This is a genomic window from Dorea sp. AF24-7LB, assembly GCF_003478575.1.
Taxonomy (GTDB): domain Bacteria; phylum Bacillota; class Clostridia; order Lachnospirales; family Lachnospiraceae; genus Dorea_D; species Dorea_D hominis.
In genome coordinates, this window is the sequence record NZ_QUFR01000003.1 from 204437 (window position 1) to 225199 (window position 20763).

General features: G+C 36.4%; 15 protein-coding genes and 1 pseudogene. All 16 read right to left on the reverse strand.

Going from position 1 to position 20763, the window contains the following annotated elements; all coding sequences use genetic code 11:
* Position 1: 1 nt before the first annotated feature.
* The gene (locus DWY31_RS04995) at positions 2–1642 is read right to left on the reverse strand and encodes a P-loop NTPase fold protein (RefSeq protein ID WP_118519684.1); all 1641 of its coding nucleotides are present in this window, start codon (positions 1640–1642) and stop codon (positions 2–4) included.
* 36 nt (positions 1643–1678) lie between these two features.
* Complete coding sequence (locus DWY31_RS05000) at positions 1679–2380, reverse strand: RloB family protein (protein WP_118519685.1); 702 nt, start codon at positions 2378–2380, stop codon at positions 1679–1681.
* Between the two features lie 2 nt (positions 2381–2382).
* The gene (locus DWY31_RS05005) at positions 2383–3738 is read right to left on the reverse strand and encodes an AAA family ATPase (RefSeq protein ID WP_009268661.1); all 1356 of its coding nucleotides are present in this window, start codon (positions 3736–3738) and stop codon (positions 2383–2385) included.
* 231 nt (positions 3739–3969) lie between these two features.
* The gene (locus DWY31_RS05010) at positions 3970–4443 is read right to left on the reverse strand and encodes a JAB domain-containing protein (protein ID WP_118519686.1); all 474 of its coding nucleotides are present in this window, start codon (positions 4441–4443) and stop codon (positions 3970–3972) included.
* On the reverse strand, positions 4433–4558 hold the full coding sequence (locus tag DWY31_RS14250; RefSeq protein ID WP_278336545.1) for a hypothetical protein: 126 nt from the start codon (positions 4556–4558) through the stop codon (positions 4433–4435). The genes DWY31_RS05010 and DWY31_RS14250 overlap by 11 nt, the downstream gene beginning before the upstream one ends.
* Positions 4542–4856, reverse strand: a complete 315-nt coding sequence (locus tag DWY31_RS05015; RefSeq protein ID WP_105309199.1) for a hypothetical protein — start codon at positions 4854–4856, stop codon at positions 4542–4544. Before DWY31_RS05015 ends, DWY31_RS14250 begins: the two co-directional genes overlap by 17 nt.
* Complete coding sequence (locus tag DWY31_RS05020) at positions 4828–7896, reverse strand: VaFE repeat-containing surface-anchored protein (RefSeq protein WP_118519687.1); 3069 nt, start codon at positions 7894–7896, stop codon at positions 4828–4830. Before DWY31_RS05020 ends, DWY31_RS05015 begins: the two co-directional genes overlap by 29 nt.
* Positions 7897–8160: 264 nt before the next feature.
* A complete protein-coding gene (locus DWY31_RS05025; RefSeq protein WP_330422610.1) occupies positions 8161–9072 on the reverse strand; it encodes a ParB/RepB/Spo0J family partition protein in 912 nt (303 codons plus the stop codon).
* Entirely contained in the window at positions 9050–9877 is an 828-nt protein-coding gene (locus DWY31_RS05030; RefSeq protein ID WP_118519689.1) for a ParA family protein, read from the reverse strand. Before DWY31_RS05030 ends, DWY31_RS05025 begins: the two co-directional genes overlap by 23 nt.
* Before the next feature lie 175 nt (positions 9878–10052).
* On the reverse strand, positions 10053–11123 hold the full coding sequence (locus DWY31_RS05035) for a hypothetical protein (protein ID WP_117559169.1): 1071 nt from the start codon (positions 11121–11123) through the stop codon (positions 10053–10055).
* A 22-nt stretch (positions 11124–11145) separates the two neighbouring features.
* Positions 11146–12585 carry a DUF5677 domain-containing protein gene (locus tag DWY31_RS05040; RefSeq protein ID WP_243060422.1) on the reverse strand — a complete coding sequence of 480 codons (1440 nt, stop codon included), beginning with the start codon at positions 12583–12585 and terminating at the stop codon, positions 11146–11148.
* A gap of 74 nt (positions 12586–12659) precedes the next feature.
* The gene (locus DWY31_RS05045) at positions 12660–13622 is read right to left on the reverse strand and encodes a hypothetical protein (protein ID WP_006426197.1); all 963 of its coding nucleotides are present in this window, start codon (positions 13620–13622) and stop codon (positions 12660–12662) included.
* 302 nt (positions 13623–13924) lie between these two features.
* Positions 13925–14284: pseudogene (locus DWY31_RS05050) on the reverse strand (DEAD/DEAH box helicase family protein); the annotation flags it as partial.
* A gap of 833 nt (positions 14285–15117) precedes the next feature.
* The gene (locus DWY31_RS05065) at positions 15118–15918 is read right to left on the reverse strand and encodes a helix-turn-helix transcriptional regulator (RefSeq protein ID WP_118519691.1); all 801 of its coding nucleotides are present in this window, start codon (positions 15916–15918) and stop codon (positions 15118–15120) included.
* A gap of 293 nt (positions 15919–16211) precedes the next feature.
* Complete coding sequence (locus DWY31_RS05070; protein ID WP_117538122.1) at positions 16212–17609, reverse strand: MFS transporter; 1398 nt, start codon at positions 17607–17609, stop codon at positions 16212–16214.
* Between the two features lie 72 nt (positions 17610–17681).
* On the reverse strand, positions 17682–20720 hold the full coding sequence (locus DWY31_RS05075) for a glycoside hydrolase family 2 TIM barrel-domain containing protein (RefSeq protein WP_118519692.1): 3039 nt from the start codon (positions 20718–20720) through the stop codon (positions 17682–17684).
* Positions 20721–20763: the final 43 nt, after the last annotated feature.

Below are 20763 nucleotides of genomic sequence, written 5' to 3' on the forward strand. Positions count from 1 at the left end.
TTTACTTTTTTACTATCTCCTCAATCAAAACATCTATTCTATGCCTTGACATATTATCACAATCTTCTTTTATTTTTTCACAATACTGCAAGAATTTTTCAGCATCTGAATGATACAAAACATACATAATATTATAACACGTATGATATCTATCCTCATCCACATTGTCTACTGGAAAAGAAATTTTATTATACAAATTGTTTATCTCTGATATGATAATATCATGATAATAACTACTATCAAAATTATTTCTAAGTTTATATGAATACTCATAAGCCTTTTTCCCATGAGTTGTTTTTTTCAAATATCCCACATATGTCTCTATTAAAAATTTCATCGTTTCTTTATTTTCTTCTTGATATATTCTTTTTGTCTTTTCCGATGACATGTGAAACAAATCATATGAATACGATAGCATTTCCTCTTTCCCATCTAAGACAGTTTTTTCCAGCATTTCTTCTAAAATATTTCTATATTCTGATAAAACACTTTCATTATTTTCCTCTAAAACATCACTCCAAACAACATACGCATCTGCAAATTCATTTAATTCTGCCAAACTCTTTGCTTCAAGCATTTTCTCTCTTAAAATAGGTAATACACTCCTTATTTCCTCATCTGACTTATAATAGTTAGGCTTATCTCCTGAATTAAGAAATAACTTGTATTCAGCCTCCAATTGTTCTTCATTTAGTACCCCTTCCTCATAATATTTCAGTATCATTTCTACCAAATTTGTACTACACTTTATTCCATAAAGATATCTGCCAATTCTATGTTGAAGCATATTTCCAATCGTATTTGTCATTTTTTCTACAGAATCAGTATTATCAGAATCAATTTCTTTATAGTACAAATTTTCTATACTCTCCACAACAACAGCAAAGCATATTAACCTTAATTCTTCTTTAAATTGCTCACTCATGTCACTATTACAAAACAATTTTACATCTTCAAAAAAACGTTGCGCCTTTTCGAGCGTCCGTAAATTTTTGACTTTATGGATTTCCAAGAATTTTTCAACAAAGTCTGCATGGATATTCATTTTACTCCATGTCACTTTCTCTGCACGTTCTGTAATATGATATATTCTTTCAATGACCTTTTCATTATACTTTTCAAATACAACTTTTTTGTCCGATTGTATTTCATCTGTATTCGCAATCACAATAACTTTTACATAATTACATTGCTTGAGTTCTTCTATAATTCCAAATATATCTTCCAAATTTATGTCATCACTCATTCTTTCCAAGTCATCTATTACAATAATATGAACAGAAGTAAACTCTTTTGACAATAATAGAAACATTTCTCTTTCATTGACTATACTTTGTACTGCTTCCTTTGCCTGACCAACTTTATCCCAGATTTTTGATGCGCCATCTAAAATATTATTAGCTATTTCACCTATTTTCCCACCAATATTATTCTTTAAAGCCAATTGAAATAAAGCTTCATGATATATTTGCCTAGTGTCTTTCAAACCAAACATTGATATTTTACAAACATTGGGATTTGCTTCTAATGCCTCATTTACCGCATAAGATTTTCCAATTCCCCATGTTCCATCAAATAAAATTGCTCTATACGGTAGATGATCTATGTCACTGATTATATTTTTTATATTATCTGCTTTCATACTGTATCTTTCCACCCCTATTTTTCATCTAACAACTTATTTTCCATCATCCTTCCGAATCTCATCAATAATCCGGCCTATATTACATGTAATCTGTCCTTTACACTGATGAATATCCTCATTGATTTTCTTTTCCTGTTCAATAGCAATCTCTATATTTTTCGCGAGTTCTCCAATCGCAGCATTTTTCTTCGGATTGATTCCTGTTCTAGCAAGTAACAACTTATAGATAAATGTCTGATGTCCATCTTTTTCATTCTTGATAATCTGTTCAGCATTTGGCTCAATATCATCTTCGTATGAATTTTTATAATGCAACAACAGGAACAGTTCAAATGCCGGATTGCTAACCGCTAATATATTCTTCTTTTCACCTTCAGCTACCAATTCATCATAATCAAGTACCTTCTCTTCAAAAATGTCTCCATCAAATACAACAATCATCTTATCCCGTTCTTTATCAAACGCTATTTCTGGATTTTCTTTCTGATTTTCTGCAAACTCAATCAAACGTCTTGGAAATGAAATGTCCCTGTCTCCCTCTGTTTTTTCAAGTAACCGGATATCGATCAATGGATGAATATTTAACTCTTTTCGGATATCAATTAACTTTTTGAAATACCATGTTTCAGTATTTGCACCCTCACATATGAAAAAGTACTTACGATAAGGCTCAATCTGTTCTTCTTCATCTGTAGTTCTACTATTCCAATTCGTATAACTTCTTACTGGAGCCAAGGCTACTCCTCCTCTCTAAAGTCGAATGTTGAAAATACCGGTATCGCACCATATCTTCCTTCCAGATATGCCTTGCTCAACACTTTATCATACCTCTCCTTGAAACGATCTAAGGAATAAATAGAGCTTGCATTTTCTGCGTTACGTTCTACAAACCAGATTTCATCCCTTCTAAAAATAGCCTGATCCATAATGGATGATTCATGTGTAGTGAACAATAGCTGCATACGCTGCTCATCATGTAGCTGCATAAACAATTGCAAAAATCGTTCTGTCAATTTCGGATGTAAGCTTCTCTCCAATTCATCCACAACATAAAGAACATCTTCTCGTTTATTCAACAGCATATCCATCAAATCGAATAATCTTCTTGTTCCATCAGACTCTTCATCAAAACCGAACTCATAAAATGACTTATTATGATGCAATCGGATTGTTGTGACCTTCGGTTCAGAATGTCCTTCAACTTCGATATTAAAGAAAGTTTCCTTCGACCTCATCGTCATTCTGAATGATGGTTCTTCCTGCTCTTCCATTCTATTTTTTACATGCTGCATCATCTTATCAAATACTGATTTCGGCAATGCATTTGATAACTCATCCAATGTAATTTCTTCAATTTTTACCTGGCTGATACCCGTATCAAATGTTTTGATCAATTTGTTAATCAGCTTCAGCGAATTATCATCATAATAATATTCCAAATCAATCAATGGCGTATCCGGTGTGATAATCGAAATATGATTCTGAATCCAATCATATACATCCCGGAAGAACAATAATTTAGATCGTGTGCTATATTTTTTTCCACGATTCATTTCTGTCAGGAACAAAGATGTTTCATTTCCTTCAAAATCATCTGCATAGGTTTCAAATTTATTTTTTTCTGTGTTTGTCAGCGTAATACCATCATTTAACACCGGACGTTTACTTCCTTCTCGTTCAAAGAGACATTTTGCTGAACCATTCTGATATAATTCATATAACCATTCTCCGGTTACTTTTCGTCTGCTTAAAACTGCAGAAAAACCATAGGCATAAAATTTGTCACCTACAGTAATCTGAATTTCAAAACTACTTTCTCGTTCCTTATTCTCCTGCCGATTCTTACAAAACATCTGTGTAGCTTCTATCGGAATACCATTGCAGACACTATCTTTAAAAAATTTAAAAAACAATGCCAAATTGGTCTTTCCAGATGCATTTGCTCCATAAACTACTGCATATTTTAATAACTGGGTACTTTTTATCTTTAACCTGTGATTTGCATTTGTTCGTATTTTATTTGAGGAAATCATTGTCAGCTCTGCTGCTTTATCAAAAGATTTAAAATTTTCAACACTTACTTTTACTAACATTCTTATACACCTCCACCTTTATTATATGTTTTACTCTTCTCTCAGTCAATGTAAATTTCTTATTTAGAGATTTTTTCGTTATATATTGTTTCTTTTTCTATTTTTAACAATTTTATTTTGAGTTATGCATATAATATCAATGTATAAGTCAGCTTTTTGTAGCGACACTATTTTACTAATGCCGCTACATGAAATATTACAATAAATAAAAACTTCTAATTCTTTTTTCTTCTATCTCTCCCAATCCATCCTTCCTGTCACATTCAACATCTTTTCTTCTCGGAAGCTGAGCATCTTTCCATTAGTTCCACCGACAATGATATGATCCAGCAATTCTATCCCCAGTAGCTGTCCGCACTTCTGCAGCTTTCTCGTAACAACCATATCCTCTTTTGACGGTTTCACATTGCCACTGGGATGATTATGAAGTCCAATGATTGCAGAAGCATTTGCCAGAATACTGCTCTTAAAAACTTCTCTGGGAATTACCAAAGATGCATTGATTGTTCCAACACTGACCAGATTCATATTGATTACCTGTCCATTATTTTTCATATTCAGGATACAAAATACTTCTCTGTCATATTGGGATAACTCCTTCGCCATCAATTCTACAACAGCCTGTGGACTATCCAATATCTGCTCACTATAAAGAGATGGTTCTCTTACCAGACGGATATTCACAACTTCCAATTCATTCTCCATTGTTCTGATCTCCTTTTGGAAATTCTACAACCAGAAGGACATTACTATCTGAAGATTCCACATATGATTTCAATTGTGACAATGTCATTTCCAAATATTTAGGTTGTTCCACCATAATCTGCTCCTTTCGTTTCTTCCCTTGCTTCTGTTTTTCCTGACAAATAGCTTATCACTTTGTTTGTCTTAATTCTTTTCTGTAACTCACTGATAATACACAAATCTGCTACATTCACTCCCGGCAAAGCAAACATCTCATCCATCGTCATATTGACAATCTCTTTTTCCGTTCCATACCCAGCATCAAATAAACGCTGTAATACTTTTACTGCTTTCTGATTTTTTCCCATTTCATCATCAAAGGGCAGTTTATCGCCGCCCTTTGTTTTACTCCTCCTCTTCTTTCTTTTCTTCAATTCCTAATCTCTTAACCTGTTTCTTTTTATTCCAGATACGAACTCCTGTGATTCCGGCTGCTGATAATACCAGAATGGCTATCCATAAAACTGCATTTGCTGTATCTCCTGTTTTCGGAGGGTTACTGGTCTTTGTAGTAGTACCCGGTGTCTCTGGGGTTGGTGTTCCCGGTACTTTTTTGATGGTTACAGTCTGACCTTCATCGTTGATGTCCTTATGCTCTGTTACCTTTTTCGGTTCTTCCGGATTTGTCATATCATACAGTTCTTCAAAGGTTACAAGCTGCTTTCCTCCAAGAGTGCTGCCGTCGAAAGTAAACTCAATCTGCACTTCCATGTTTTCCTTATCCGCTGTAAATTCATAATCATTGGTAACTTCTTTGCCATCAATGAGCAGCTTTGCATTTTCTGCCTTAACCATCTGCCAACCGGACAACTTATAATTTGTACCAATTTCCAGTCCTTCTAAAGTAACCGTATCCACAATCGTCAAATCTTTTCCGGCTTCAATCTCTTTCTTACCGTTCTTATCAGTTGCTGCGGTATGAATCGAAATCTTTCGCTCTGTAATCAGGACTGTCTGACCTTCATCGTCAATGTCCTTATGCTCTGCAACTTTTACAGGTTCTTCCGGATTCTTTAGGTCATATAATTCTTCAAACGTAACCAGATTCTGTCCTCCAAGTTCTGATGCATCGAACGTATATGAAATCTCTACTTTCATTTTCTCGCTATCAGCAACAAAAGTATAATCACTCTCCACACGTTTTCCATCAATGAGCAGTTCAGCATTTTCCTTTTTCAGCATCTGCCAGCCTTTTAACTGGTACTTTCTACCTTCTTCCAGACCGTCCAGAGTAACTGTATCCACAATCGTTACTTTCTTTCCTGCAACAATTACCTTTTCGCCCGTTTTCTTGTCTGTTGCGGTTGTATGAATACTAACTTCTTTTTCATACTCATCGGTCAGTGTTCCAAGGTCGATTTTCACTTTATTTCTGCTGACAACAACTTCAAATGCCGGAATCAGCTTCATTCCTTTGTTGGATTCACAAGATAACTCCTCAATCTCATAAGTGTCATAAAGTAATGCACCTTTGCTGTCGTCCGGCTCAGAAGTTCCGAACCAGATTCCGTCCTCACTGGATTTCCCGGCATTTGTATTTTTCTTATGGGATGCCCAATCGGAAGCGGTTGAAAACTGACCATTTTTATCTGTCACTACGATATGGCTCTCTCCGGTTGTTTTGCTTGTAATCTTAAAAGGAACATTTACCAATCTCTTATGTGTGCTAGCTCCAATCTTGACTCCTTCCAGATCTCCACGTTTAATCTGGTTGTAAATGGAATGGCTTTCGTCTGTTAAATCTACGATTTTTCCATTTTCTGTAATGGAAAATTCAATCGCTTTTGCACCGTCTGTCAAATAACCTTCCGGTGCTTTTGTTTCCTCCAGTTTGTATTTACCATATGGAAGTAAATCTGTTGATGTTGTTGCAATACCATCAATCCCTGTCTGAATCATCTTAACTGTCTCATTCCTTTTGTACAGCTTTCCTTCTACCAGAATCGGATTCTCGTTCAGTGAAATAATTGCAAACGCCGCATCTTTTAATGTGGCACTTCCCTGTGCTTTGATATCTTTTGTCTCTAAATCACGTTTCTGAATCTTCACACCACCTCGGATTACCTGGTCAGATACGGAATACTGGTTGCTTCCGGAAAGAACTGCAAGTTCTCCGTCCTCTGTGATCTGTGTCAGATACATTCCTTTTATCTGTTCTGTACTGTCTCCTGCCTGCATATAAGCTCCGTCCAGTAAATATCCGTCTGGTGCTTTTATCTCCTCAACAGTCAGTGTTCCAAGTGGTAATACGCTTTTTTCATTCTGAGTGTAAAATGCATCTCCCGATACTTTGTAAGCATCTGACAGTTTTGTCACATAATGAATACTTCCGTCACTGCTCTTTTCTGCCACCGTTTTTGTAACCCAGGTACGTGTTGCTTTCTCTGGTAAGTTATCTTTTGTATAAAATCCGTCATAATAATGCCAGGTAAACTCTGCTCCTGACAGTGCTGCATCACCCTGTGCGGTTGCTTTTCCTGTCTCCATATCAATCTTGAACAGATCTACCAATGTCTCTGTTACTTTCGGAACATCGGAAACATTTAATACGGCTGTCTTTCCGGCTTCAACTTTCAGACTGCGTACTGTCGTATCCAGCTTATATCCTTTCGGTGCAGAAATCTCTTTGATATAAACAGTCCCTGCAGTCACTTCAACTTCATTTGTCTCACCATTCTCATTTGTTGTAAGTGTTCCAATCTGATTACTGCAATTCTGGTCTGAGAATATGCCAAAAGTTGCTCCTGCAATGGAATACATTGCATTTGCTTTTGTGATACTTTCATTTGCTGTAATCTTTTTTACCTTCGCATTTCCGACATTCAGTTCTGCCCAAAACTGTCCGAGATCCTGTCCCTCTCCAGTATAGATATATCCGCCACATTTATAACGACCTTTGTTTGCCTGTACAAATGCTCTCGCTCCTGCATACACTTCATTCTGAATATCCTGTGAAATCTCAGAATATGCAGCTCGGACATTATCACACTTCCAGCCCAACTGTTCACTGAGTCTCTGCCATACTACACACTGTTCCAGCAGATATCCCTGATTCACATTCAGGTTACTGTGACTGCCCCTATACTGCTTTACATATTCCAGTGACAATGCCACATCTTCGATCTGTGCAGCACTCATGCTGGCACTTGCATCGTGTCTGGTTTTATATCCATTTTTAAATCCGGTGTTAATATCTACACAATAGGCTGTTTCGCCCTCTACTTTCATGTGACCTTCATTGAATGTCGAATGAATGGTTCCATCATTCATCACATGTTCAATATATCCGACTCTCTCTGAGGACTCTGTCCAATACTGTGTTTCTGCTGCGTGAACCGATGTAGTCGGTAATGCAGTTAAAATCGTGGTCAGGGCAAGAATCCCTGTACACACTCGTTTCCATATCTTCTTCATTTTCTACAATTCCTTTCTTTTCAATCAAAAAAGACGTCCGTCTGGAACGCCTGCCGTTGCTTTATGCTGTTTGCTCCCTGCTGTCATGCAGGGTATGGGAATCTCTGACCTGCCGAAAGAGAAGAGGTTCCCGGCTCCTTATTGTCTTTTCGGCTGGTAATCTGCTGGTAAACAAAAGGGGTAGGGTGTGGGGAGGGGAAACACAAAAAGACTGATTTCTCATTGACCGCCAACGGATAGACTTCTCCCTTGGTGTCAAAATGCCTATCGTTCCCTGCTTTTTTCCCGTTTCCGGTATAATTCCAGTGCTTTGATAATGGTTTCTTCCATTTTCTGCTGTGAAGTTCCCGATGGAAAATATTTTTTCAGTCGATTCTTTGGAATTTTCCATTGCTCTACCTGGTTCGGCTTTTCCTCTGCCATAATCGACAGTAAAACATCTTCATTTAACCTTCCTTCTGCTGAAAATTTACGGATTTTAATTGCCTGTGCATGACTTGGGGTACAAGCCTCCGACTCCATGGTGTCGTACAATATCTCCTGTTCCTCCTTCGTCAAATAGGACAGCTCCACCGCCGGACGCATAGAAATCTTTTTGTCATCGACCATTTCAAGGATTTCCGGGATAAGTTCCGTAAGGCGGATATAGCGACGGATTTGGTCTTGGCTTTCTCCAACTTGTTCACCTAATATTTCTCTTGAGGTTTTACCTTTAAACTTCTGTGCCAGTGGCACAGAAGTCAAATCTCTCCTCTGTCCCTGTCTCTTCATAGCATCTAGCTTCATTTTATAAGCAAATGCCTTTTCGGATGGTAAGATTTCTTCTCGCTGAAGATTGCTGTCAACCATGACAATGACTGCTTGGTCATCACTAAGATTTCTTACAATGCATGGCATTGTCTCTTTTCCAGCCAGTTCACTTGCCATTTTTCTGCGGTGTCCAGAAATCATTTCATACCCGCCTGTTGGCCTTTCCCTGACAAGTGCTGGGACTAATACGCCATGGTCACGCACGCTTTCGATAGTTTCCAACATCTTATCATCCATTTTTACCTTAAACGGATGATTCGGGAAATCTGTAATTTCATAAATCGAAATATCTTTTACATATTCCTGATTCTTCTGGTCTCTTTCTTCCTGCGTCGTAAAAAGGTCATCTACTGAAGGAATATTCATGTTTATTTCTCTGCTTTTCGCCACATTGAATCACCTCCCTCGTAAATTCTGCATACGCCTTTGCAACAGTTCCATTCTTGTCATACTCATAAATGCTCTGTCCTGCTGCACTGCTTTCTGCTGCTGTGATAGCCACTGGAATAACAGTTTTGAAAATCCTAATATGCTTTCCATAATTCTCTCTAAGGCTAGTCTCTGTTGTCCTTGCAAGTTTTGTTCTCATATCTGCAAGTGTCAGCAATACTCCCTCAATCTTCAGATTAGGATTTAGCTGTCTCTGTACCTTACCGATTGTTTTCATTAACTGTGTCATGCCCTTTAATGGAAGATAATGAGCCTGAACTGGAACAATTACACTGTCTGCGGCAGCTAATGCATTGATAGTCAACATCCCCAAGCTAGGCATACAATCAATCAGGATATAATCATAATCTTTTTTCAAATCTGCCAGATACAGCTTTAGTGTCTGCTCTCTGCTCATTGCATTTACCAGGGAGATTTCCATGCCCGATAATTCAATGTTAGTTGGAATAATGTCAACTCCTTCTTTATGGTGTAAAATGCCTTCGTTATACACAAATGGTTCATCTTGTAATATTTTCTTCATCTGTGTATCCAACGTAATCGGAAGATTATCTGCATTAGTCCACCCCAATGCGGTTGTTAAGTCTCCCTGTGGATCAGCATCGACCAATAATACTTTTCGCCCCTGATGTGCAAGACCAATTCCCAGATTTAATGTCGTTGTGGTCTTGGCTGTCCCTCCCTTCTGATTTGCAAGGGCGATTACTTTACACTTGGTCATATGGTTTCCTCCTTCCTCGAAAAATTTAATAGCCAATCCTTTTTACGGAATTGACTATGTATAAAAATGGGTATGAAAAAACCGATTGGCTCTTGGTGAACCAATCGGCTATGTATAATTACTCTACTTAATCATTCATCTCCTAATTTTTTCATACATTTTTGACAACATGGCTTTATTCAACAGAACTCATATAACTTTCAACACACTTCACAATTTCTCCCGGAAGTGGAATTCTTTCTTCTTCAATCGCATTAATAATCGCATCAGTCATCTTTCCATTTCCCATATGTAATTTCACAAAACCGTATTCCTTATCTGAAAAATCGAAAGCTTTCTGAACAACATATGGAATATATGTATTCAAATATTTTTGTTTTGTAAATTTGCTTGATAAATTCGACTGGGAGAGTATAGTAAAATACTGAAAAGTAACATCATTTCTAATAAATGGAATCATATGATAGATATCCATAACCATTACTATATCAATTGTTTGCATGCAAAATTGCACTACAAGTAAATAAAATAATTGTGCCTCACTCATATTTTTCATCATAGGCATAATATGACCATTTGATTTTAAATAATTAGTACATCTATCTCTCAATGGCATCTTAATATCTTCCACCCCATCAAATATCAACTGATTCTTTATTTGTGGTAATAAATTATTTTCAATATCTTCATATGTTTCATTCTTTGCATAAAAATCCTGAATATCATTATATTCCGTTGAAAACATCGAGAGAATCATATTTTCAGCAGCTTTTGATAACGCCAAATGATAAGCTTCCCCATTATTAACTGTAATATATTCTATTGGCAAGATATAAAAATCATCTGTATATTCTCTAAGTAAAAGCAATATATCTCGAATGCACTCCTTCACATATTGGTTTGTGTATTCAAAATTAATTTCATCCTCCGTACCATTATATAAAATAGCCATTTTTAACAGTGGTTCATTTATCAATCTGACTCTCCCCACCAAAATATATTCATAATGTCCATTACTCACAATATCCAGGCGAACTGCTCCTGCAAGGAAAGCCACTTTGTCATCTTCCGTAATATGAGAGACAAAGTACTCTATACTTTTCCTATTTCGATACCAGAACATTTTTACCTCACCAATTAATCTTTTATAATCTGATACAGTAAAACTTTCCAGTTTTTCTTCATATCTCTCAAGCAAAATCCTATAATTATTCATGATTCGCTTTATAGCTTTCAATTCAACCATTTATATCACCCCTTGGATTTAACTAAATATTATAAAACTCCGGAAATTCTATATAATCTGCAATAGCTTCAAATGTCTTCTTCATAACCATTTCACAATCACTTAACACACTACGCAAATTCTGTTCAGCATGATAATCTGGTACACAATGATATATATGTGCCGGATTGTCGCAAATTAGCATGGATGATTCTCTAATTGCGCCCCAAATACCATGTGCAAAATTAGTGGCGTATTCGTAATATATTTCATATAGTTCATCTTCGCCACATTTTTTAAATTTAGCCCTAACACTTGTTTTATCAAAATACCCAATACTTATATTGACAAAAGCTTCATCCATATCTTCATTCACCATTAATTCCATTATTCTTTCATCAATCTGCGAATCATCCGATACAGTATATTTCTCCTCACGTAACTTTGCCATTACTAATTTATACTTACCATTTCCATATGCCTTGAACCTATCATAAACATCTGGCACTTCATCTTCCTGTTGCATCATATATTTTAAATTGATATATGTCTCCAACATTGTTCTAAATAGAATCCTTCCGCTAATATTATTCTGCATCTGTTTTTCTATAATTTCTTGATATATTCTGTAAATATAACAAGTCATCCCCATGATTACGGAATATTTAGTTTCCATCTTCTTATCTTCATTATTTGCAGCGAAATATTCAATTGTTTGCTTTGCAATCTCGTAGAATTCCATTTTTTCCTTCTCCTCATCCCATACTATTACCAAAGGATTACATTCTGAAATCTTCCCCAATACTTTCCATATTTTCTCAGAAAACTCCTTACTACAATCTAAATTGCACAACCCTTGGAATGTAGATCTAATAACAGGTCTATATATTCTCATAGCTTCATCTTCATGATTGCATTTATAATATTCTGATAACGCTGTAGGAACTATATCTATTTCATTTGAAATATACAATCTCCCATTCTGTATGTAAAACCAATCAACTATAAAACATATATCGGTACTCAACTCATCATGAAATCTATTAGTCTCCTTTGCAATATTCAAAAGTTCCGAAATGTTTTCATCAACATTTATTGAAAAATCATAAAAAGAATCATAAAAAGTCTCATTTATATCCGAAGTAATCACCACTGTTAAAGGCAACAATATATTTTTCTCCACATATCGTGTTACTATTGACCAATATTTTCTCTGCTGTTCCGCGGATAATCCGAAAATCTTTGATAGTTGTGGAATTACCATGTCTTCGTCTTTTAACTCTTCAATTATATGATACATATTTTCAAAACCCTTTTTTCTCCCTTGCTTACGGATAATTAAACCAATCCAAAGAAATTCAGGCAACCAACACCTTGCCCAACTGGAAAGACTTAATTTTGCCCCCAAACCGCTTGGGGAGGTAAATGGTGTATACAATGTATCTCCTTGTTTTTTATGTTTTGACAATTCAATTTTATCCATTATCATCATTCCTCTCAATTACAAATTTTCATGTATGTATTCCCGCTGCATTTTATCTTTTCTCAATGTCTTATTTATATCATTAATTCCACATTTCTCTTAACTTTATCTAGCGCCGCATCAGATAATATTCCCTGACTATGCATATGTATCGCTAATATAATATACTCCGTCAAAAAAATATCTGTATACATCTCAAACGTCTCTTTATTGGCATTAATGCTATTCATTCGAGCCGCAACATTCCCGTGAAAATTATTACATCTTGAAGCATAAAGAATACCAAATAAAACAAATGAAAGTCTTTCCTCTTCTGTAAAACTATATCTCTTTTTTGTTCTTGCTATGTCAGAAAATGTAATTTCTACTTCATCGCCTTTCACAAGTTTTCTTAATTTCGTTGCAAAACTATGTGTTATTGCCCGACTCTTTTCTTTATTCAAATTATCAATTCCTAAATCCACTTTATTTCCCACAACCACTGGATTTGCAATCTGGTTATATACATTTCCATAAGAATTAATCAAAATATCTGATAACACAGGGATTTTCCCTTTCAAAGACTTATATGACGATGCTCTATATTTTTCCGCAATCCCCGCACTTTCCATTGCATATCCTTTTAACAAATATGATGCGACATAATGAAAAGTCTTCATTGGTAATTTCAACAAAAACGGTTCCAAAATTGCCTTATACCTGTTATTCCATTCAGCCAAAAGAGCCTCCCTAACAAGTTCAACACCTTTTGTATCCACGCAAAATCCTATACTATTATCACCTAATTGTTGCACATAGTATGAATGATTAATGGCTTGCCAACAAAACAAAGCTGCTAAATCTGGTCTTTGAGGCAAAACATAATAACTGTCAAAGAGATATGTCAATATTTCATATGGATAAGAATTTTGATTTTCCCATTTTTCATCATATAAAAAATTTAGATTGCACAAAAGATTGTTTGAATCTTCACACGGAAGAAGACTCAAATGATATTGTTTGGAATATTTTTTTGCAAGTTTCAAGATACCATTCATAACATCATCACCTATATTTCCTTATTTATTTCAGTTCTCACTTAATTTTCTATCTCAAATATAAATATAATTTTTTTAATTCAACTGGCAAATCTTCATATTTTATCATATCATCTCTTCAACCCCTATACACTAATTTTTTCAAATTCTATAATCAAAAAAGCAGGCGATGAAAAGTCACAAAACCTCTTCATCCACCCGCTTTTCACCTATACTCTCACCACTACCACTTCCACAACATCTGGATGTTCAACCACCCACATACCACAAAATACTACCCGTTTTGTGACTTTCTCATGCTAGGAGACAAAATATTCCACTGCGTTATCGGGGAACATCTCCTTGAACTCTCCGTATAACTGAGCTGCAAGTGTTTTATTATGAGCGATGACAAGCGTCGGCTTCTGTAATTGCTGAATCACATTTGCCATCGTAAAAGTTTTTCCAGAACCCGTAACCCCTAGTAAAGTCTGGCATTGATTGCCTTCCTTGAACCCTTTTACAAGCTCTGCTATCGCCTGTGGCTGGTCTCCGGTTGGCTTATATGGGGCTTTTAATTTAAAAGCATGTCCGTCCTGCGGGCTGCTTTTATGAGCAAGTAGCTGCCTATTGTCAGCGGATTGCGAATGTCCTTTTTCTGCATTCATGGTAACTCCCTCCATTCATGCTTATTGAACTACTAATGTTCAATAAGATGTGACTTTTAATCGCATTTATGCGATTGAAAAAGTTCTGTGAACTTTTTTACTATGATCATTATCAGCCAAAAATTCGTATCCAGATTCGTAACGAAAAGCTTATTTTATGGTGAATAGATGTGTTTCTCACCTCGTTACGAATAAAAGTCACAAAATTCATATTTGCGGATAAAACAGCACTCGGAAATACCTGATGATACCAGGCTCCGGTTCTGTCATATTTTTACTGTTTGTTCTTGTAACATTCCCTATTATATCAGACATTTTTTTGAAAGTATATAGATGAAGGTAAGAAAAAAGTACAAATGTTCGATTCTCATTTGTACTTTTCTATCTTACTACTATTCTATTTTTTATCATGCTGCGTTGAAATATTCCTCCAGGATTAAGTCTATTTCAATCACTTCTGAATAATCATAATACTGATCTTTCCGCTCTTTTGGAATAACTTCTTCAATAAATGCGAAACACCTTTTGAATTAAAGCTATTCTTCAGCAAAATAGTTGCATAGGTATTTCTCAACTGGTGAAAATGAATATCAGGCAAATCCAAGGATTTCAACAAGTCTTTATAGTATTTCTAATGCGCTGGTGTAAAAATGTTCTTCTGGCACATCAAGTCCCTCTCATGTTCATATGCGCCCTGCCTTTCTTGTTTCTTTAGAATACACCTTGCTCTTTTCATAATAAAATAAAGCGCTATTTTCTACAAATATTTTTATATTATATCATCCACACATAAAATCAAATACATAGTACTGTGAAATCAAAGTAAATATTTCTATCAACAGAACCTTTTATGACAACATCTCTTTCATACAAATACTCCGATAATCACTCGGTGATATTTTATATCTTTCTTTAAATACTCGGTTAAATGTTCTCTGACTTTCAAATCCACTATCCAGACAAATGTTTGTAATAGAATCACTCGTATTTTCCAAACGATGGCATGCATAGTTCAGCCTTGCATCGTTAAGATATTGATTAAAGTTTCTATGGAATGTTTTGGAAAAGAGTCTGGATAAAACATATTTGCTCACCCCCAGATCTTTTGCCATCTTTTCCAGCGAAAATTTCTTCTTAAAATTTGCTGATATATAGGAAACTGTCTGGTAAATAAGATCGTTGCTCCCCACATTACTCTTTTCTACCAAATTTAATTTTCCTATGCAGCGTGCCAACACAATTTGAAGATATGCCTGAGCAACAGTAATATCCGACTGTTCTGTCTCTAAAATTGCATTTATAACCCTATATACCTCCGGTTCAACCTTTTCCGCTTTGATGATTGGGTATTCAGGAGCCATGGATTGCATGATATCTGCAAATTTTGCTATCGTAAATGGCGATGCAATCAGATAAGTCGCTTTATTTACACCGGGTGTCAGTACCTGATAGTGATGAATAACATCTGGAAATACAAAGCCTATATCTCCTTTTTCCATATGGTATAGTTCCTGTCCGACACCAATTTCTAATGCTCCACTTGTTACACAAACGATCTCCAGTGCATTATGAAGATGTGGTTCAATATGTTTTGATTTCCTATTTATTGCTATGATTTCCTCTTTTGTGTCAACATATTTTAACTGCATGAAATACTCCCCTTTGCAACATTTGTCTATATCTTCTTTCGATTTAGCAAGCAATCCTTTTACACCTATCTTATAATCAACTTGTAAATGAGAAAAGGAGGAATTGCAAATGAGCAACCTAAAAAAATATCTGAATGACCTTTTAGTATTCTACACTGAATATTTTCTTAAGGCCATTTCACAAAAATGAAGTGGTCCTTTTTTATTTTCAAAATACAGTTCAATCACTTTATATATAGAAAAAAGCACTGTCTCATCGAGCAATGACCAGACAACGCTTTCTCCTGTCAATTCTAATTTATGTCTGATGCATCTGTTACTTCATCTGCAGCAATTCCTTTTTCTGCTTTCAGTTTTTTATTTGCATCTTCTACATTCATTCTTGAAAGTACAAACATAATCAATACATCAAAGATTAACGGAAGCCACAGATACATAAACTGCATCATATCAAGTGCAGACTGCGGCTGAGTTGCATTTGTTCCGATATATCCACTGAACTCAAGCAGCCATCCAGCAACAGCAGTTCCAATACCTCCACCGATTTTTACGCCAAGAGAAGTACAAGAGTACATCGTTCCGTCAATTCTCTTTCCCTGTGTAAGATAAGTGTACTCAGAGCAGGATGCGATAACTGCATTCATATCTCCCTGCCATGGTCCCTGACCTAAAGCTGCAAGAGCTGTAAATGCCATCATCAGCGGAACACTGCCCATATATCCTGCAACAACAACAAGTGCTCTACCGATGACTGCTAAGATATAACCTCTTAAGTTCAGTTTATACATACCTTTCCACTTACCAACTAATGTCGGTGTGAAAAGCAGGGCAATGATCAGTGGAATATTTACTGCCCATGCAAATTGTCCAAACAAATTCTTATTTTTCAGTACCCATGTCATGTAATAAATGCCAGCTCCAATCATGGCACCATATAACTGCTGTAAAATATATGTTCCACAAATCATCATGTAATATTTGTTTTTAACAAGAAGCTTGAATGCCTGTACCATTCCGTACTTTTCATTATCATCCTTTACTTCTCCTTCGTTAAGTTCTTCCTCAGGAAGTTCCTTAACAGAAAGTGCTGAAATCGTATTTACGGCAAGACCAATGATTGCATAGATAATAGCAACCGTTCTCCATGCCGCAGCATCTCCACCACATTTATCTACAAATCCAACTGTAATCGCCTGAATCAGAAGACTTGTTGAAAATGCAAAAATAAAACGGTAAGATCCCATTTGCACACGCTCTTTGCTGTTCTTTGTAATCAGTGACGTAAGTGCTGAGTAAGCAATATTGTTTGCTGTATAAAACACACCATTTAACAGTGTATAAGAAATAAAGAACCATGCGTATTTAGCCGTTATTCCAAAGCTGACTGGTACTGCAAAGCAGCAGACCAGCGTAATGGCACAACCAATGTATCCGTATAGCATCCATGGCTTCGCTTTCCCCATTTTACTGTGTGTTTTGTCAATCATTGATCCAAAAAATATATCCGTAAAACCATCAAATAGTTTTGATACGGCAATCAGGGTACCTACGACACCTGCAGCAAGTCCTACTGAGTCCGTCAAATAGACCATCATAAAAGATGTCAGGAACGCATAGACTACATTACCTGCAATATCGCCTGATCCATATCCAATTTTGTTATACCATTTCAAATACTTTTTTTCTTCCATCGAATTTCTTTGCTCCTCATCTTCATCGCACTTAGAATCGCTTTCCTTGTTTACGGGTTACATGAAACTTTATTATCCCTTTATATACGGTATCAGTGTAAACTGGAACCGGAATAATACATCATCAAATCGGTACTGCTCCAATACAACTGGACCACAACTGTTAGAACCAATGCCATTTAGTGCATAGTCAACACAAAATACTACACTATCTGATTCTGTCAATTCATAATTATGCGTTTTCTCCTCAAGTTCTTCCTGCGTATAATAAGAAGCATTGAATGAGAAGGCATTTTCCGCAGAGACCACAATTCCATATCGGTTGTTGTTAAGCTCTACATATTCACAATCATAATGGCTTCCATTTTCCTGTGGACGAATATAATCCTCATGCAAATCATCTACATTTGTCTGATACAAACCGTGGCTCGCAGCCTGATGTTTGTCACAATAGCTTTCCTGTGGTCCCATTCCAAAGTATCGTGCAGCTGAAAGTTTTTTATCCAGGAACATCCTCACACCAAATCTTGGCAGGTCCGGAAATTCATCATCTTTTGTTACTGCAATATCTGCATCAATCTTTCCAGCAGCTTCTATTTTCCATGTGATCGTCACATCAAGAATCTTCTGTACTGTCTCTGCCACAACGGATGCATGGCTTATAATTTTCACACCATGCTTTCCCTGCACGACCTCTGTCGTGTAAGCTCTTGTATAAGCTTTATCATAATGGGCTTTCTTCCATTCAGACTTGATGTACATATCATTATCTGTTGGTGCCCTCCAGATATTTAATTCCATCGGGTGGTTCAGATATTCCCGACCTGCGAATTTCATCTCTGTAAAGAGTGCAGTACGTTTGTCTATGGTATAAGCAAATTCACGCCCCTTGATATGGATCTGTGTATCATTTTCATTTACCTGTAACTCAGAGTCCACTGCTGTTTTTTGTAGCCATTTCTCAGCAAGTTTACATTTTGCACCGTCTTTGCTTACCTCAATTTCATCGAATCCAAGAATATGGTCTTCATCCAACAGTGGCAATTCCTTTTTCAGATGGTAAATAAATTTTAAATAACATTTTCCACTCTCTGGTACATTGATTTTAAGGTTTATTTTTCCTTCACTGTGTGGTGCTGCTGAAACTTCTGGAAGTTTACCTTTGCTGATTACAAGCCCGTCCTGCGTCAGTTCATAACTGATCTTCACATAATCTTTCAAGTCATCAAAATCCATGTAGTTATGAAGCACCAGTTCTCCGCTTTCTTTGTCATAGGAAATAACCCTTGCTGGGCGATAAACATTCTTGTATTCCAAAAGTCCTGTATGTACCGTTCTGTCCGGATATACTAATCCATCCATACAGAAGTTGCCATCATGAATTTCTTCGCCATGGTCTCCCCCATAAGCATATATAGTCTTTCCATTCTCAGCAGTTCCATGAGCAATCGCATGGTCACACCATTCCCAGACAAAGCCGCCGCACATTTTATCATTATCCTGAATCATCTGGAAGTAATCTTCAAAATCTCCAGGTCCGTTTCCCATACTGTGACAGTACTCTACCAAAAGGAAGGGTTTGCTTCCATCTTTATCCAGATATTCCTGAATTTCGGAAAGCGCCGGATACATCCGGCTGTACACATCCAGATTGCTGTAATCATATGTTTCATCATAATTACGGTATCTTGCACTCTCATATTGTGTGATACGGTCTGGATCAAAATTCTTTGTCCATTCCAGTGCTTTTTCAAAGTTGCAGCCATAAGCACTCTCATTTCCCATTGACCACATAACAATACAGAAACGGTTTTTGTCACGTTCCACCATGAGTTTTACTCGATCAACGATTGCCTCTTCCCATACCGGATCATCTGCAATCTTCTCATTCCATCGTTTGAACCGATTGTAATCGGTGTCTTCTTTTCTGTAGATCATAAATGGACCATGAGCTTCAATATCTGCTTCATCTATTACCATGAATCCATACTTGTCACACATTTCATAGAAAAATGGTGCGTTCGGATAGTGGCTGGAACGGATCGCATTAAAATTATGCTGCTTCATTAACGTAAGATCGGTTGTAATCTGTTCCGGATTGATTGTAAATCCAGTAACCGGATCAGAATCATGTCGATTGACACCACGGAATTTAATCTTCTGTCCATTTAAATAAATAACCTGGTCTTTAATCTCTATCTTTCTTAATGCAATGTGATCTACAATTACTTCATTCTCTGTTTCAAGAATCAGTTTATATAGATATGGATTTTCTGTATTCCAAAGTTCCGGACTTGCGATTTCTAATACAGCTGTTCCTTCTTCAGCAATACTTCCTAGTGCTACAACTGCTCCGTTTCTATCTTCAATCGAAATTTTTACATTTAAGGGAGAGTAGAATTTCATTTCAATTTCTACTTTCGCAAGCATATCCTCAATTCTTGTTTCAATATGATAATCACTGATTGCCTGTTTTGGGCGTTTCAAAATGTACACATCCCGGAAAATACCACTCATACGGAATTTGTCCTGATCTTCCAAATAGGAACCATCACACCACTTCATGACCAGAACCGCTATGCTGTTCTCTCCGTCCCGAAGGAGGTCGGTGATATCAAACTCACTGGTCATATGAGAAACCTGGCTATACCCTACATAAGAGCCATTGATCCATACATAAAAGCAACTGTCTACTCCTTCAAAATTCAAGAAAGCTTTTGGTGCATTTTCATCTTTGTGATAAACAAAGGTATGTGCATATGTTCCACATGGAATATCCTGTGGTACATACGGTGGATCAAATGGGAACGGATACCTGATGTTTGTATACTGATGTGTGTCATATCCTGCCATCTGCCATACACTCGGAACCTGAATCTCATCAAAATTTTCTGTATCATAATTCTTCTCAAAGAAGGGTTCCTGAACATCATAGATACTGTTAAAATACTGGAACTTCCAAGTTCCGTTCAATAACTGCATTCGGTCTGACTCTTCCCTGTGCTCCACCAGGTTATCCATTCTTCTGGATGCCGGAATATAATAGGCTCTGGCTGGCATTGTGTTTTCGTGCAGTACGCTTAGATTTTCATAATAACGTGGTACGATCATAAATAGCTCTCCTCCAATACATATACATTTTTTTGCACTTTGT